General features: G+C 71.8%; 9 protein-coding genes. 3 read left to right on the top strand and 6 right to left on the bottom strand.

The window, feature by feature from the left end; translation table 11 throughout:
- Positions 1-23: 23 nt before the first annotated feature.
- A complete protein-coding gene (locus ACLJQF_RS23560) occupies positions 24-1,505 on the bottom strand; it encodes a sialidase family protein (RefSeq protein ID WP_410611639.1) in 1,482 nt (493 codons plus the stop codon).
- Positions 1,506-1,625: 120 nt separating this feature from the next.
- Entirely contained in the window at positions 1,626-2,594 is a 969-nt protein-coding gene (locus ACLJQF_RS23555; RefSeq protein WP_410611638.1) for a YeiH family protein, read from the bottom strand.
- Positions 2,595-2,664: 70 nt separating this feature from the next.
- Between ACLJQF_RS23555 and ACLJQF_RS23550 the strand changes: the two genes are divergently transcribed.
- From ACLJQF_RS23550 to ACLJQF_RS23540, 3 genes are all read left to right on the top strand, one after another.
- Positions 2,665-3,567: a LysR family transcriptional regulator gene (locus tag ACLJQF_RS23550; protein WP_410611636.1), complete on the top strand. Its 903-nt coding sequence runs from the start codon at positions 2,665-2,667 to the stop codon at positions 3,565-3,567.
- A gap of 169 nt (positions 3,568-3,736) precedes the next feature.
- Positions 3,737-4,528, top strand: a complete 792-nt coding sequence (locus tag ACLJQF_RS23545; RefSeq protein ID WP_410611634.1) for a PadR family transcriptional regulator — start codon at positions 3,737-3,739, stop codon at positions 4,526-4,528.
- 72 nt (positions 4,529-4,600) lie between these two features.
- Positions 4,601-5,632, top strand: a complete 1,032-nt coding sequence (locus ACLJQF_RS23540; protein ID WP_410611632.1) for a class I SAM-dependent methyltransferase — start codon at positions 4,601-4,603, stop codon at positions 5,630-5,632.
- 1 nt (position 5,633) lies between these two features.
- On the opposite strand, the gene ACLJQF_RS23535 is transcribed toward ACLJQF_RS23540, so the two are convergent.
- The 4 genes from ACLJQF_RS23535 to ACLJQF_RS23520 all read right to left on the bottom strand — a co-directional run bounded on the left by ACLJQF_RS23535 (position 5,634) and on the right by ACLJQF_RS23520 (position 14,925).
- Positions 5,634-6,953 carry a M14 family zinc carboxypeptidase gene (locus ACLJQF_RS23535; RefSeq protein WP_410611630.1) on the bottom strand — a complete coding sequence of 440 codons (1,320 nt, stop codon included), beginning with the start codon at positions 6,951-6,953 and terminating at the stop codon, positions 5,634-5,636.
- 200 nt (positions 6,954-7,153) lie between these two features.
- Positions 7,154-12,664, bottom strand: coding sequence for a biotin carboxylase N-terminal domain-containing protein (locus ACLJQF_RS23530; protein ID WP_410611628.1), 5,511 nt, complete (start codon positions 12,662-12,664; stop codon positions 7,154-7,156).
- A 247-nt stretch (positions 12,665-12,911) separates the two neighbouring features.
- Positions 12,912-13,151, bottom strand: a complete 240-nt coding sequence (locus tag ACLJQF_RS23525; RefSeq protein ID WP_103338869.1) for a hypothetical protein — start codon at positions 13,149-13,151, stop codon at positions 12,912-12,914.
- Between the two features lie 145 nt (positions 13,152-13,296).
- Entirely contained in the window at positions 13,297-14,925 is a 1,629-nt protein-coding gene (locus tag ACLJQF_RS23520) for a DUF6345 domain-containing protein (protein ID WP_410611626.1), read from the bottom strand.
- Positions 14,926-14,943 lie beyond the last annotated feature (18 nt).

Raw genomic sequence — 14,943 nt, 5'->3', positions numbered from 1 at the left:
GGGGCGGGTCCCACCCTTCGCGTTCAGCTGCAGTGCGAGAACTCGCTGTTGAACGACTCGCCCCCGGTCGAGCCGCCCCACTTCACGCACTTGTCCGCGGCGACGGCCGAGACCGGTCCGGCGAAGTAGGAGAACGAGCCGGAGTCCGTGACCCGTGCCGAGCCCTTGACCTCCAGGTAGGCCGAGGTCGTGGTGGCCGTCCCGGCGGACGCGCTCTTCATCGTGCTGACGCAGTTCTTGCCGTTGGCGGCGTTGTAGGACAGGTAAGCCGTGCCCGCGGTGCCGAGCGGCTGCGATTCGATCACGGTGTAGCCGCCGCCGCAGGCCGGCGCGCCGAGCGCGGCTTCGGTGATCGTGGCGTAGCGGATCGAGTTGCGGTATTCGCCCCCGGTTCCCGCTTCGAAGATCACTCCGGTCGACGACTGGGACAGCGGAACCATGTCCGAGTACGCCGCGTCCTGGCCCCACACGAGCAAGCTGCCGGCGGTGCCGGTCCAGTTGGCGCCCTCGTCGAACGACGAGTGGATCCGGAGTTCCTTGCGGTCGTCGCAGAGGGACGGCGCGGCGAACAGGAGGCGGTTGTACTTGCCGCCGGTGTCGGTGGCGCTCATCCGGCCCGTCGAGCCCTCCACGTCCGGGGCGACCAGGTCGGTCGTGTAGGCGAACTTCTGGCTGAAGCTCGCGCCGCCGTCCGAACTGATCGCGAAGGCGTGGTTCTGCGTGCCACCATTGTCGCACTTGCCGCTGTTCGCGTGGTTGCGCGCGGCGGTGTAGATCCGGCCGTCAGCCAGCTCGGTGACGCTGATTTCCTGCGGGTTCATCGCGCTCGACGAGGGCTGGTCCTTGGCACCGAGGTGCCAGGTGCTGCCCTTGTCGTCGCTGTAGATCAGCGCGCCGACGTTCGAGTAGCCCATCCCGGCGACGAGCCGCCCGGCGTGGGCGCCGCGCGTGAGCACGATCCCGTGGGACGGTCCGGTGGCCAGCCATTTCGGCGCGGTCGAGAAGCCGAGTTCCGTGGTCAGCGTCTTCGGCGCGCTCCACGTGGCCCCGTTGTTGTCGCTGATGGACACGCGCGGGACCCGGCCGCAGTCGGGACTGGTGAAGCACTCCATGGTCGACAGCAGCACGATCCGGTTGCTGCCCGGGATGACGATCGGCGCGGGGTTGCCCTTCACGTCGCCGAACGCGGTGATGACGGTGTTCAGCTCTCCCCAAGACTTGCCGCCGTCGGTGGAGCGCTTCATCACGAGGTCGATCTTGCCGAGGTCGTTGCACCAGCTGGCGCCGTCGTTGCGGCCCTCGGCGAAGGCGAGCAGGTCGCCGTTGTTCGCCTTGACGATGGTGGGGATGCGGTAACAGTCATGGTTGTCGGTGCCCCTGGCGAACACCACCGAGCTGGCCACGTCGGCCTGAGCGGTGGCGGCGCCGACAGCCGCCGGGACCGCCAGGGCGGCGCACCCCAGCAGCCCGGCCAGCAGGCCCTGCGCGAGTCGGGTGATCTTCACGGGGAAACTCCCTACGAGTTCGTTCTACGTCCGATGTCTTGGGCAGAAGCGTCGACCCGGCCCGTACAAGCCCCGTACAACGGCGCGTATAACGAACTATGCGTGACCGCGAGGGAAGATTCAGGTGAACGCGGCCAGCGTGCCGAATCCGGTCGCCAGCACCAGAAGCGTGGAAAGGAGACCCAGGAGCAGCGCCCGTCCGCCGCCGCGCAGCAACGCGCCGAGCCGGACGGCGCAGCCGAGGCCGAACAGCGCGCCCGCGAGCAGGAGCGTCGACGCGGTCTTCGCGACGTCGAGCACGAACCCCGGGACCAAGCCGGTGCTCCGGACCGCGACCATCGCGAGGAAGCCGAGGACGAACAGCGGCACGAGCGGAGCGTGCGCGTCGCGGCGGCCGCGTTCGGTGGCGCCGACGAGCGCGACCACCGGGGCGAGTAGGACGACGCGGCTGAGCTTCACCACGACGGCGATGCCGACCGCGGCGGCACCCGCGGGGCCGGCCGCCGCGACGACCTGGGCGACCTCGTGCACCGAGATCCCGGCCCAGCTGCCGGTCCTGGTGGCGTCGAGGCCGAGCGCGCGGGCGAGCAGGGGGAGCGCGGCCAACGCGAAGCTGCCGTAACAGGTGACGAGCGCGACGGCGGTGGCGACGTCTTCGTCGTCGCGCTCGATCACGCCTTCCACGGCGGCGATCGCCGAGGCACCGCAGATCGAGAAGCCGGTGGCCACCAGCAGGGCGAGCGGGCGCGGCACTCGGACCAGGCGGGCGAGGCCGAGTGTGCCGAGGAAGGTGACCGCGACCGTCAGCACGACCGCAGCGAGCGTGCCGGGGCCGAGCGCGAGCACGGTGGGGACGGCGAGCTGGAGCCCGAGCAGGACGACGCCCGCGCGCAACAGGCGTTTCGTGAGGCGGGCGACGGCCCGGCGGTGCTCGTCGCTCAGGACGGGTGTGCTGCCCAAGGCGACGCCGAGCACGACGGCGACGGTGAGCGCGCCGGCCACCGGCCACACCGAGCTGAACGCGTACGCCACGGCGACGCCGAGCCCGGTGATCGCCAGGCCGGAAGTCTTGGCCGTCGTCAGTGCCATGCCTCCAGCGTCGCCGGTGCCGGGCATGCGCGGTAGCCGGTGATTCGTGCTGAGGTCATAGACTGAAGCTATGACCGGACCGGATCTGGACTCCCTGCGCCTGCTGGTGCTCGTCGACGACCTCGGCAGCATCGGCCAGGCGGCCGGGGCGCTCGGTATTGCCCAGCCGTCGGCGAGCAAACGCCTGTCCACTTTGGAGCGTCAGCTGGGACTGTCCCTGGTGGACCGGACCCGGCGCGGCTCGGCGCTGACCCCGGACGGCCGGGTGATCGCGGGCTGGGCCCATCGCGTCCTGGCCGAAGTGGACGGACTGCGCACCGGCGCGGAGGCGCTGCGCACGCAGCGCGGCGCGCAGCTGCGGGTCGCGGCGAGCATGACGCTCGCCGAGCACTTCGTGCCCGTCTGGATCGGCGAGGTCAAGCGGACCGGACCGGACACCTACGTCGGGCTCGAGGTGGTCAACTCCGAGCAGGTCGCCGAGCTGGTCGCGCGCGGCCGGGTGGACCTGGGATTCGTCGAGTCGCCGGGGCCGTGGCCAGGCCTGGCCACGCGCCGGGTCGCGACGGACCGGCTCGTCGTGGTGGTCCCGGCCGGGCACGCCTGGGCCCGGCGCCGTCGTCCGTTGCGGGCCGACGAGCTGGCCGCGACGCCGCTGGTGGTGCGCGAGCCGGGTTCGGGAACCCGCGAGACGGTCGAGGCGGCGCTGCGCCGGGCCGGGGCGGGGCCGGTGAAGCCGTTGCTGGAGCTGGGTTCGGCTTCGGCGGTGCGCAACGCGGTGATCGCGGGCGCCGGGCCGGCGGTGATCAGCGAGCTCGACGTGGTGCGCGAAGTGGCGGGCCGACGGTTGGTGCCGGTGCCGGTGGAGGGGATGGAGCTGAACCGGGTGTTGCGCGCGGTGTGGCCTGCCGGCCGACGCCTGGCGGGCCCGGCGGCGGACCTGCTGACGCTGGCGGTGAAGTCCGGAAACGCATGACCGGCGGCGTCCTGAACGACTCATTCAGGACGTTCGGTGGCGGGCGTCTCCGGGCTGGTGAGGTGGGCCGGCACGGCTACGCCGGGCACTCACTTCGGCTGACCTTCCTTGCCGTCGATCGAGCGGCGATATATCGTGTGAATGTCGCCGATACGACTAGGAGGTCATCATGGAGATGAGCGCGGGAGCGGGACGGATCTTCGCCGGGTTCGGGGGGCAGCACCACCTCGGGCACCCGGGGTACGGCGGGCCGGGGCATGCCGGGGTGGGGCACGGCCACTTCGGGCCGGAGCACGGCGTGCCGGGGCACGAGGACTGGGACGGCGGCCCGGAGCTGGCGCGCGGCTTCCCACCGCCGCCACCGCACCCACCCCAGCCGCCGGGCGGGCCGGGTTTCCCCGGCTTCCCGGGCGGCCCGGGCTCGTTCGGCGGCCCGGGAGGCTGGTTCGGCAGTGCCGGGCCGTTCCAGCGGGTACGTGAGTTCCGCGGCGGCCGCCCACCGGCCCGCCCGGTGCGGCCGGCGGTGCTGGCGCTGCTGGCCGAGGAGCCGAGGCACGGGTACCAGCTGATGCAGGAGATCCGCCGCCGCACGCACGACCGCTGGCGGCCGAGCCCGGGCTCGGTGTACCCGATCCTGCAGCAGCTGGAGGACGAAGGCATGGTCCACACGGTCGAGACGGCCGGTCGCCGGGTAGCGGAACTGACCGACGCCGGGCGCGAGCACGTGGCGGGCCGCGAGGCGGAGTTCGCGGCGCTGTGGGAGGAACCGGAGGAGGAGCCGGGCGCCGACCGTTTCGCGGCGCTGTGGCACGCATTGGGCGAACTGTCGGGAGCGGCGGCCCAGGTGGGGTACAGCGGGAACGAGGCCCAGGTCGCGGAGGTCAAGAAGATCCTCGCGGACGCGCGTCGCCGGGTCTACGCGGTACTGGCGGACGCGGGCTTGGAGGACGAGGACGCCTGACGGCCTGTCATGCCGTCCCTGCCGGCCGGATCGTCCACATCGGACGGTCCGGCCGGCGGGTAAGCTTCACCCATGGAGGAGAAGGACTTCGCCGCGCACCTGACCGCGGCCATGACCGGCAGCGCCCTCACCATGCTCATCGGCGTCGGCCACCGCACCGGCCTTCTCACCGCCGCCGCCTGGGGGCCCGCCACCAGTGCCGGGCTCGCCGAGCGCGCCGGGCTGCACGAACGCTACGTCCGCGAGTGGCTCGGCGCCATGGTCACCGGCGGCGTCTTCACCTACGACGGCCGCGAGTACACCTTCCCGCCGCAGCACGCCAAGTTCCTGCTCGGCGAAACCGCGTCGAACCTCATGCCCTCGCTGCTGACCCTGTCCGCGTTCACCGGCATCCTCCCCGACCTGGAACGCGCGTTCGCCGAAGGCGGCGGCGTCCCGAGGTCGGCCTACGGGCCCTACCTCGAGACCCTCGGCGCGAAAGCCGGCGACAGCTGGAAGCACATCTACCGCGAGCACCTCGTGGACGGCTTCTTCGGCGCGGTCCCCGGTCTCGAGGATCGGCTCACGGCCGGCGCCCGCGTGCTCGACCTCGGCTGCGGCACCGGGAACGCCGTCGCCGTCGCCGCGCGCGCGTTCCCTGCCTCCCACTTCACCGGCCTGGACATCAACGCCGGTGTCGTCGAGCAGGCGAGAGAACACCGCCTGCCGAACATCGGCTTCATCGTCGGGGACGCCGCCGAGCTGAGCGCCGATCCGCCCTACGACGTCATCACCGCGTTCGACGCGATCCACGACCAGGACCGCCCGGACGTCGTGCTGCGCCGGATCCGCGAAGCGCTCGCCCCGGACGGGCTGTTCTTCATGGTGGACACCAACTTCTCCAGCCACCTGGAAAAGAACGTCGGCAACCCGCTGGCGGCCCTCACCTACTCGATCAGCCTGCTGTACTGCACGACGACGTCACTGGCCGAAGGCGGCGCCGCGCTCGGTGCCGTGTGGGGCACCGAAAAGGCGTCGGAAATGCTCGCGGACGCGGGGTTCCGGCACGTCGAAGTGCTCGAATCCCCGCGCCCGCAGAACTGCATCTACGCCTGCCGCCCGTGAATCACTGCTGGTACGGCGCCGCGGCGGCCTTGGCTGCGGTGACCAGCGCGCCCTTGTTCTTCGGCCAGAACGTGCTGTCGACGCACGTGTACTTCGGCAGGAAGCCGCCGCAGGTACCGCTCGAGCTGCCGACCTCGAACGTCACGCTGGCGACGCCGAGTTCGCCGTAGGTGAAGTCGTCGGTGGTGCCGGTCGTGTCGTAGCCGACGGTCTCCTCGTTGGTGCCGACGAGGTAGCCATTGGACGCGGCCATCTTCGCGCCGAGCTTGCGGTACTGGGCGTCGTTCGGTGAGGTGGCCTGGGTGAAGCCCCACGGGATGATGATGTCGTTGCCGTAGCTGTGCAGCGTGATCATCGTGCCCTTGGCGGTCGACGGCGCCGGGTCGTTGTTGCCGGTGCCGCGCTGGTCCGGGTAGATCGCGCGGGCCAGCTTCTCCAGCGCCTGCACCTCCGGCTCCGAACCCGCGCTGACGCCCTGGTAGGTCTCGGAGCAGGCGGAGTTGGAGTCGCCGCCCCACTTGAACGTCGAGTTGCGGTTGAGGTCGACGCCGATGCTCGTGCCACTGCAGCCGCGGGAGTTGTTGGCGTTCTTGCGCTGCAGCTTCGGCGAGTTGCCGCCGGAGGCGACGATGTCGACGCCGTCAGGGTTGGCGATCGGCACCACCCACACCTCCGTCGTGTCCAGAATGGACTTCGCGGTGGCGTCGGTGGCGTAGCCGTCGGCGAGGTAGTCGATCCAGCGCCAGGCGAGCTCGCCGGTCGACAGCTCACGCGCGTGGATCTGGGCCATCAGGAAGAACTTCGGCTTGGTCGACGTCGTCGACAGCGTGCAGTCGCCGGCCTGCTTCTTGGTGAGGCAGATCGCCTGGATGTCGTGGCCGCCCTGGCCCTTCGTCTTCTTCCACGACTGGCCGATCGTGTACTTCGTGGCCAGGTCGGGGTGCGCCGAGGCGACCTGCGCGAGGTGGCTCTCGTGCGCGGTGACGGTCCGGTACCCGCCGTAGTAGGTGTCCGCCGCCAGCCTGTTCGTCTCGGCGGGCAGTTCCTTGTAGACGGTGTCGAAGAACGAGGGCCGGTAACCGAGCGCCCGCAGCTTCGCGGCGACAGCACGGCCGCCGACGACGTTGACGCTGCCGGCGTCATCCCCTTCTTCGACGTCGAAACCGGCCGCGGCCAGCGCCTGCGCCTGGGTGACGGTGGCCGGGACGCGCCAGAACACCGGTGTGTCCGCCGTCTGCGCGACGGCGGTGCCGCCGAGCAGGGAGGTGAGCAGGACACCGGACGCCGCGAGGGCGAGCCGGGACAGGGACCTTGAGGCCATCGGGGGATCTCCTCACGCCGCACGGATGGAGGTCCGGTCGGAACCCGTGGTCACCGTACCGGCACGCACAGTGTGTCGGTACGGGGCAAAGGGGCCATACCCCCGAAAGTCGCGAGTCCACCGCGGCCCGGTCGTGAGTGGTAATTAGGGTTAGAACCCGAATTACCACTCACGACGAGCTGCGGCAGACCTCGGACTTGCTAGCGCTTCAGGCCGTGTTCGATCGCCTCGATGATCCGCGGCCGCAGTTCCGCCGCCGAGATGATCGCGTCCACCGAGCCGACCTCGACCGCGCGCTGGATGCTGTGCACCCGGTCGAACTCCGCCGCCACCTCGCTGACCTTCTCCGCGCGGACCGCCGACTGGACCTCCGCCAGTTGGGCGTTCACCGCGGCGCGGGAAGCGCCGGTGGCCGCCGCCACCTGGGCCTGCAGCTCCGTCACGCGCGGGTCGTTCGCCGTGCGGTTGTTGACCTCGCCGGCGAACACCACCGCCGCCGCCGGGGCGCCGCCCAGCACCGAGGCGAACGAGCCTTCCAGGGCCAGCACCGTCATGTTCGGGTTCAACGCCTTGGAGAACACCACGAACGCGCCGCCGTGGTAGCGCGAGATCACGGTGAACACGATCGGGCCCTCGAAGTTGACGATCGCCCGGCCGATCTCCGCGCCGTACTCCAGTTGCAGCTTGCGCAGCGACTCCGGGGAGCCGTCGAAGCCCGACAGGTTCGCCAGCACCACCAGCGGCCGGTTGCCCGACGCCGCGTTGATCGCTCGCGCCGTCTTCTTCGACGACCGCGGGAACAGCGTGCCCGCGGTGTAGGTGTCCGGCCCGTCGGTGGGCGGGAAGCCGCGGCGGGGGACCGACCGCGACTCGATGCCGACCAGGCAGACCGGGCGGCCGCCGATGTGCACGTCCTGCACCGCCGCGGTGTCCGCGTCGGCCATGCCCGCCCAGCGCTCCAGCACCGGGTGGTCCTGGTCGGACAGCGCGCGCATCACGGTGCGGATGTCGAACGGCTTCTTGCGGTCCGGGTTGTGCTCGGCCGAGAAGATCTGGCCGACCGTCGTGAAATCGCTGCCGACGATCGCGTGCGGGAACGGCGAGACGTCCCGGTCGACCGGGTCGCTCGTGCCCACCTTCCGCGGCCCGGCCTCACCCGGCACCACGTACGTGTGGTCGTAGTGCGCCATCAGCACCTGCCGCGCAGCGGGCAGGTTCGGCGCCCAGTACTGCGCCTGGCCGTTCGGGCCCATGACGCGGTCGTAGCCGCCGATGCCGAAGTTGTCCTCGGCCGACACGCCACCCGAGAAGTCGAGCGCCTGCTTGCCGGTGAGCACCATCGCCGAATCCGGCGTCATCACCAGGATGCCCTTGGTGTGCATGAGCATCGTGGCTTCGGCGTTCCAGTACGGCTGGGCGCCGACGTTGATGCCGTTGACGATGATGTTGATCTCGCCGCCGTCCTGGGTGAACGTGACGATCCGCTTGAGCGCCGCGGCGACCCAGTCCATGTTCTCGGTGCCCGACGACATCGAAATCCGCGCGCCCGACGACAGCGCGAACCACTCCAGTGGCACCTGCATCCGCTCGGCCAGGTCGAGCGCCGCGATGACGCGCGAGCACTCCGGCTCCGAAAGCGCGCCGAGCGACTTCGTCGGGTCGCCGAGCAACACGACGCGGGTGACGCCTTCGGGGTGCCGCTCGGTCGGGGTCGTGACGACGCCGGCGATGATCGCCGCGGCGTTCTTGCCCTTCGGCCGGTCGACCGGGACCAGGACACCGCCGCCCGAGGCACTCTTCCCCGCCGAGGGCGCATCGGACCCAGTGTCGAGGTCGTATTCGACGAAGGTGCCCTCCGGCCCGGAAAGCAGGCCGGTCAGCTCGTACGGGTAGACCGTCCCGCGCCGCGCCGCGCGCAGCACCTTCAGGCGGTAGTCGTCGTGGGGCTTCACCGGCTCGGTCGACGGCGCCTCGACGTGCAGCCGCGCCCCGTGCCCGGGGTCGAGGGTGATCCGGACGGCCAGCTCGGTCAGCTTGCCCGCGTCCGTGCGCCGCCGCGCCAGGAACTGGACCTCTTCGAGCCCGGCGCCGACCGAGGTCGGCAGGATGCGCTGGACGAGGGTGTTCAGCTCTTCGGTGGTCAGGTCGGTCGGCGGCCAGACGTACATCATGATCCGGTTCGTGTCGAACCGCTTGTTCTGCGGCCGCTGCGCCTGGATGTTGCGGATCGAGTCGAGGCAGGCGGTGACCGCGTCCTCGAGCGCCGGCAGTGCGACCAGCCGTCCGTCGGCTTCGCGCAGTGGCGTCAGGTCGCGGACCTGGCCCATCGCGATCAGCCGCTCGTCGGCCGGGTTGGTCTTCGCCGCGGCCTTGAACAGGTAGATCTCCTCGTCCGCCGACGGCAGCCGGGTGAGGTCGAACTCGCGCAGCCGCTGCAGCTGCAGGCGCTGCGCGATCTGCGGGTGCAGGCCGCGGATCAGGCGGTCTTCAGTGAAACTGTCGCCGGCGCGCTCGAAGGTGAAGTGGTGGTGCATCACCGCGCCGCCGGTACCGGCCACGGTGACCACGATCCGGCGCACTCCCGCGGGCAGCGGGTTTTCGCCCAGCAGCGTGCCGAGCCGCTCCGCGGTCGCGTCGACGTCCGGCTGGTCTTCCCAGCGCAGGTACAGGTCGGCGACCACGCCTTCGGTGGCCACCTCGCCGAGCGCGCGCAGCGCGTCGGGCAGGGCGGCGATGTCGACGGCGGTGGTGACCAGCGGCAGCACGCCTTCGGGGGCGTTCAGCTCGGCGGTCAGCCAGCGGTGGCCGCCGGCTTCGCGCACGGCGACCCCGGAGAGCCGGCGGTTGCCGTAGTACCGGCGGGTCAGCACCTCCAGCAGCGGCGCGTGGTCGCGGCCCGGCCGTCCGATCCGCTGGCCGATCAGCCGGACCAGCGGCTGCGAACCGGTGATCATGGCTTGGATCCGCTCGGCGCGGTCCGGCGCGTCCGGGTGCTGGTCGAGGTAGGTCAGCTCGGTGCGGACGGCGGCGTAGACGCGGGCGCGGTTGCGGCGCAGCAGCGGCTGGGCGAACCAGCGGAAGACCACGCCGCGGGCCAGGTCGGACACCGTGGGGAAGCGCACCTGCGTGGCCTCGACCAGGTGTTCCAGGGTGAGCCCGGCGCGCTCGCTCAGCGCCTCGGCCGGCTGGGCGCCGGTCAGCCACTGCCGCAGCAGCTCCGAGACCACCGCGACGTCGGCCGCCATCCGCTGCTGGGCCAGGAAAACCCGGAAGACCGCGGCCTCCAGTTCCGGCGTGCGCTCGAGGTCGTCGACGCCGTAGTGCGCGAGGACGCGCTTCAGCTTCGTCTGGAAGCCATCGGTGACACCGGCGCGTTCGACGTCGAGGCTCTGCAGGTAGCTGTGGAAGAACTCGCGCGAGCTGTGCACCGGGCTGCCCGGCTCGGTGTCGAGCTCGCCGCCCGGGGTGTTGCGGCTCAGCTCGGACAGGTCGGCGAAGACGGTGAGCAGCTCGAGTTCGCCCTCGACCGGCCGGTTTCCCAGCTCGGTGCGGGCCTCCAGGTAGGCCGCGACGAGCCGCTTGCGCTCGGCCGGGTCGACGTCGAAGCCGAGCAGCAGGCTCCGCAGGTCCTGCAGGCCGCGTTCGACGCGCTCGGCCGCGGACACGCCGTCCGGCACCGAGGGCAGCTCGATCTCGACGGTCTCGCCGGTGTCGGCGGCTTCCTCGGCGTCGTCGTCGGCGAGGGGTTCCAGGCGCATCAGCGGCGCGCCGGTCTCGACCTGGCTGCCGACGGACACCGGGCATTCGCGGACGCGGGCGCGGAACGGCGCTCGCAGCACCGTCTCCATCTTCATGCTCTCGAGCACGAGGATCGGCGCGTTCGCCTCGACCTCGTCGCCGACGGCCAGCGGCGTGGCGACGACCAGCGCGGGCGCGGGGGAGCGGACGACGCCGCCCTCGTCACGGCTGATGCGGTGGGTGACGCCGTCGACCTCGACGAGGTGGATCGGGCCGTGCGTGGCCGAAGTCAGCCGGAAGCGCCGCCCGTTGACCAGGATCCGGCCGCTGTGGGCGTCGAACCGGTCGATCTCGATGTCGGCGTGGTGGACGTCGGACGCGCCGGCCGAGATGCCGACGCGGAAGCGGCTGCGGCCGGCCCGGGCGACGGAGACGCGGTAGCCGACGCCGCGGAGCTTGAGGTCGAGCGGGCGGCCGCTCTCGTGCTGGACCTGCGGGCGGCCGCCGTGTGCGGTGGACAGCAGGCGCTGGACGGAGACCTCTTCTTCGTCCCGGTAGGCCTCGATGGCGGCCGCGGCGAGCGCGATCGCGGAGTGCCGGTGGGTGACCAGCCGGCCCTCGGCGCGGACGCGGTCGATCCAGCCGGTGTCGGCGCTGGCGTCGATCACCTCGGGCTGGTCGAGCAGGTCGAGCACGAAGCTCTTGTTGGTCGCGCCGCCGTCGATGATCACGGTGGTCTCGGCCAGCGCGCGGCGCAGGCGGCCGAGCGCCTCGTCGCGGTCGCGGCCGTAGGCGATGATCTTGGCGATCATCGAGTCGAAGTCGGCCGGGATGGTGTCGCCCTCGCTGACGCCGGTGTCGACGCGGATGCCGGGCCCGGCGGGCAGGGCCAGCCGCGCGATGCGGCCGGGGGAGGGCGCGAAGTCGCGGTCCGGGTCTTCGGCGTTGAGCCGCGCCTCGACGGCGTGGCCGAGTTCGGCGGGCTGCTCGCCCTCGAGCTTCCCGCCGCCCGCGACGTGCAGCTGCAGCTTGACCAGGTCGGTGCCGGTGGTGATCTCGGTGATCGGGTGCTCGACCTGCAGCCGGGTGTTGACCTCGAGGAAGGCGAACAGCTTCTCGCCCGGGTGGTACAGGAACTCGACGGTGCACGCGCCGCGGTAGCCCACGGCCACCGCGAGCCGCTCCGCCGACGCCTTCAACTCGGCCGTCTGCGGCGGCGCGAGGACCGGTGACGCCGACTCCTCGATGATCTTCTGGTTGCGCCGCTGCACCGAGCAGTCGCGGACGCCGAGCGCCCACGCCGTCGCGCCGTCGGAGATCACCTGGACCTCGACGTGCCGCGCGCCGGTGACCAGGCGCTCCAGGAACACGACGCCGGAGCCGAATGCGCGCAGCGCTTCGGAGCTGGTGCGCTCGTAGGCGTCGGTGAGGTCCGCGCCGGAGGCGACCATGCGGATGCCGCGCCCGCCGCCGCCCGCGGTGGCCTTGAGCATCAGCGGGTAACCGATCCGCTCACCGGCCTTCAGCGCGTCTTCGAGGGTGGCGACCTCGCCGCGGCTCCACGGCGCGACCGGCACGCCGACCTCTTCGGCGATCAGCTTCGCGCCGATCTTGTCGCCGAGCTTGCGCATCGCGTCCGCGCTCGGCCCGACGAAGGTGACGCCGACCTTCTCGCACAGCTCGGCGAACGCCGGGTCCTCGGCCACGAAGCCCCAGCCGACCCAGGCGGCGTCGGCCTTCGTCTCGACCAGCGCCTTCTCCAGCTTGGCCAGGTCGAGGTAGGGGCGCGCCGACGCCGGGCCCAGGTCGTAGGCCAGGTCGGCCTCGCGCACGAACGTGGCGGTGCGATCGGCGTCGGTGTAGAGGGCGACCGTCTCGATCCGCGTCCCGGTTTCCGCCGACAGATCCCGGACGGCGTGGATGAGCCGCATCGCGGCCTCTCCGCGGTTGACGATGGCGACACGACTGAACACCGGCTGAGCCTCCCAAGTACCACGCGCAGAAGGCGACGTACCTGTCCTGGAACGTCGCCTGCACCTGTCTACACCCTGGTGGATGACGACGGCTCGGACCAATGTCCGCGATGGCGCATGCCGGGGCGGCTGAGTTGTGGGAACCCCACAAAAAGCGACCCGCGCCACACCGTGGGGACGCGCTTTCACGCGAGGTTCGCGACAAAGCACCCGACAAGCGCGCGAACGGCGGGTGGCGCGGAAGCGATCAGGAGGCGAGCAGGACGTCGGACTCCAGCACCTGGCCCAGCTCGCGGCGTTCGGCCTCGGACAGCGGGACGGCGGCGACGTCGCACCGCCCGTCCGGCCCGGGCGCGGTGGTGACCACCAGCACGGGCCGTCCGTCGATCTCCCGCAGCGTGACGCGGCCACCGCACGCCAGGTCCACGGTGACGCCGGGGCGTTCGCGATGCCTGCCCAGCCAACGACTGACGAAATCGAAGGTCATCGCGGTCTCCCCTCGGTACGGCGCACTCCCCGGAGTACAGGAGTCCCCTGGTGATGCCCCGGATACCTCGGGTTTACACCCGAACGCGCGAAACGGCGGGCCGGCACCCCCCGACGCGGTGCCGGCCCGCCCGGTCCGGCGGTGGTCAGCGCAGGGGCGCCTCCAGGACGTACCGCTTCGCGAGGCCCGCGCCGCAGTCGACCTCGACGGTCCGCCGGACGACCGGCGCGCCGTCGTCGCCGCGCAGCGCGTAGCCGACCGCCGTCGAGTCCGGGATCGTGCGCACCTCGGCGGGCACGCGGCCACCGGCGGTCAGCCGGCGCAGCAGCCGCTGCAGCGGCGCGTCGAGCGCCTCGTCCACAGTGGACGGCTCCCGGGCGGCCCCGCCGGCCGACGGCGGCGTGGCGGGCGCGCCGTCGCTGAGCCGCTCGACCTCGCGGGTGGCGTCGACGATCGTCGTCACCGTGCCGCCGCCGTCGATGCCGACCCGCACCTCGCCGAGGCCGGGCGTGACGACCGGGTGGCCGTCGACCAGCTGCGTGAACACCACGTGGGTCTCGCGGACCCGCGGGTCGGCGATGTCTTCGGCGGTGCCGCCCGCGTGGTACTGGTGGCGCACCTTGTCGGCGACCAGGTCGACGCGGTCGGCCAGGCCGAACGTCTCGATGGCGTCCTGGGCGATCCGGACGGCTTCGTCCGCGCTCGGCGCGTCCCGGCCGCTGCCGTCGGCGTCGGCGAAGGTGATCTCGCGGACGCCGCGGTGGTCGACGCTCAGCCGAGGCCCGCTCTGGCCGTCGCCCAGCACGACACCGTGCGGGCCCAGCGCGTCGGCCGGGACCCCGCCGCCGAGCCGGACGCCGTAGTGGCCGGCCAGCTCGGCCAGCCGCGCCGGCGAAAGCCGCGGCGGCGCGAACCGGGCGGTCTGCGCCGAGCCGGGCAGCTCCAGCCGCGGCGCCCGGATGCTCTTGGCGGCGTCGTACCAGGTCCACCACCACCAGTTCTTCGACGCGGCGGCGGTCGAGAAGGACCCCTCGTTCCACAGCCGGTCCTGCGCCTCGGCCTGCGTCGCCCCGCACGCGACGGCCGAGGGCGCCTGGTGGTGGTCGATGTCCCAGGACGCGTCCAGCCACGCCTTGCTGAACTTGTGGCCGTTGCCGTTCCACTTGCTGAAGAAGTAGGCGCCGTAATTGGGGCTGTCGACGCTGGTCGTCTCGAAGCCGAAGATCATCCGCAGGCCGAGGTTGGCCGCGTCCCAGGTGCGGATCGGGCTGTTGCCGTCGCCGATGCGCAGCGAGAGGCAGGTGGAGAAGAACAGGTAGCGCGCGACCTCGTTGCCCAGCCGCATGTCGGCCGAGCTCGCCCAGGCCGACCCGCCCCAGGTGCCGCCCATCGGCATCCAGAAGACGCCGTTGCCGTCCATTGTCCCGTGCCCGGAGTGGTACTCGGCGACGCAGGCGTCGAAGCCGTAGGTGCCCTGCCAGTCGTCGTACTGCTCGCCGTAGATCCACGACAGCACGCCGCCGTCGGTGTACCAGAAGTTCGGTGCGGTGAACTGCTTGACGTAATTGTAGAAACCACCCGCGTCGTCGTGGGTGTAGGAAAGGTCGTTCATGCCGGGCGGGAAGTCCTCGATGGAGCAGACGCCGTACCGGTTCGCGCCCCGGTCGGCGGCCACGCCGGTGCCGGAGCCGAACGGATCGGCCGAGGTCAGCGCCCGCGCGCCGGCGGGAGCGCCCGGTGGCGCGGTGACCACGCCGTTCTTGAGCAGTGCCATGATTCCTCCCCGTGGGTG

It is taken from the genome of Amycolatopsis sp. lyj-109, assembly GCF_046548995.1.
Taxonomy (GTDB): domain Bacteria; phylum Actinomycetota; class Actinomycetes; order Mycobacteriales; family Pseudonocardiaceae; genus Amycolatopsis.
The sequence above is the reverse complement of the archived record's forward strand: the minus strand, read 5'-3'. Positions and strand labels throughout refer to the sequence as shown.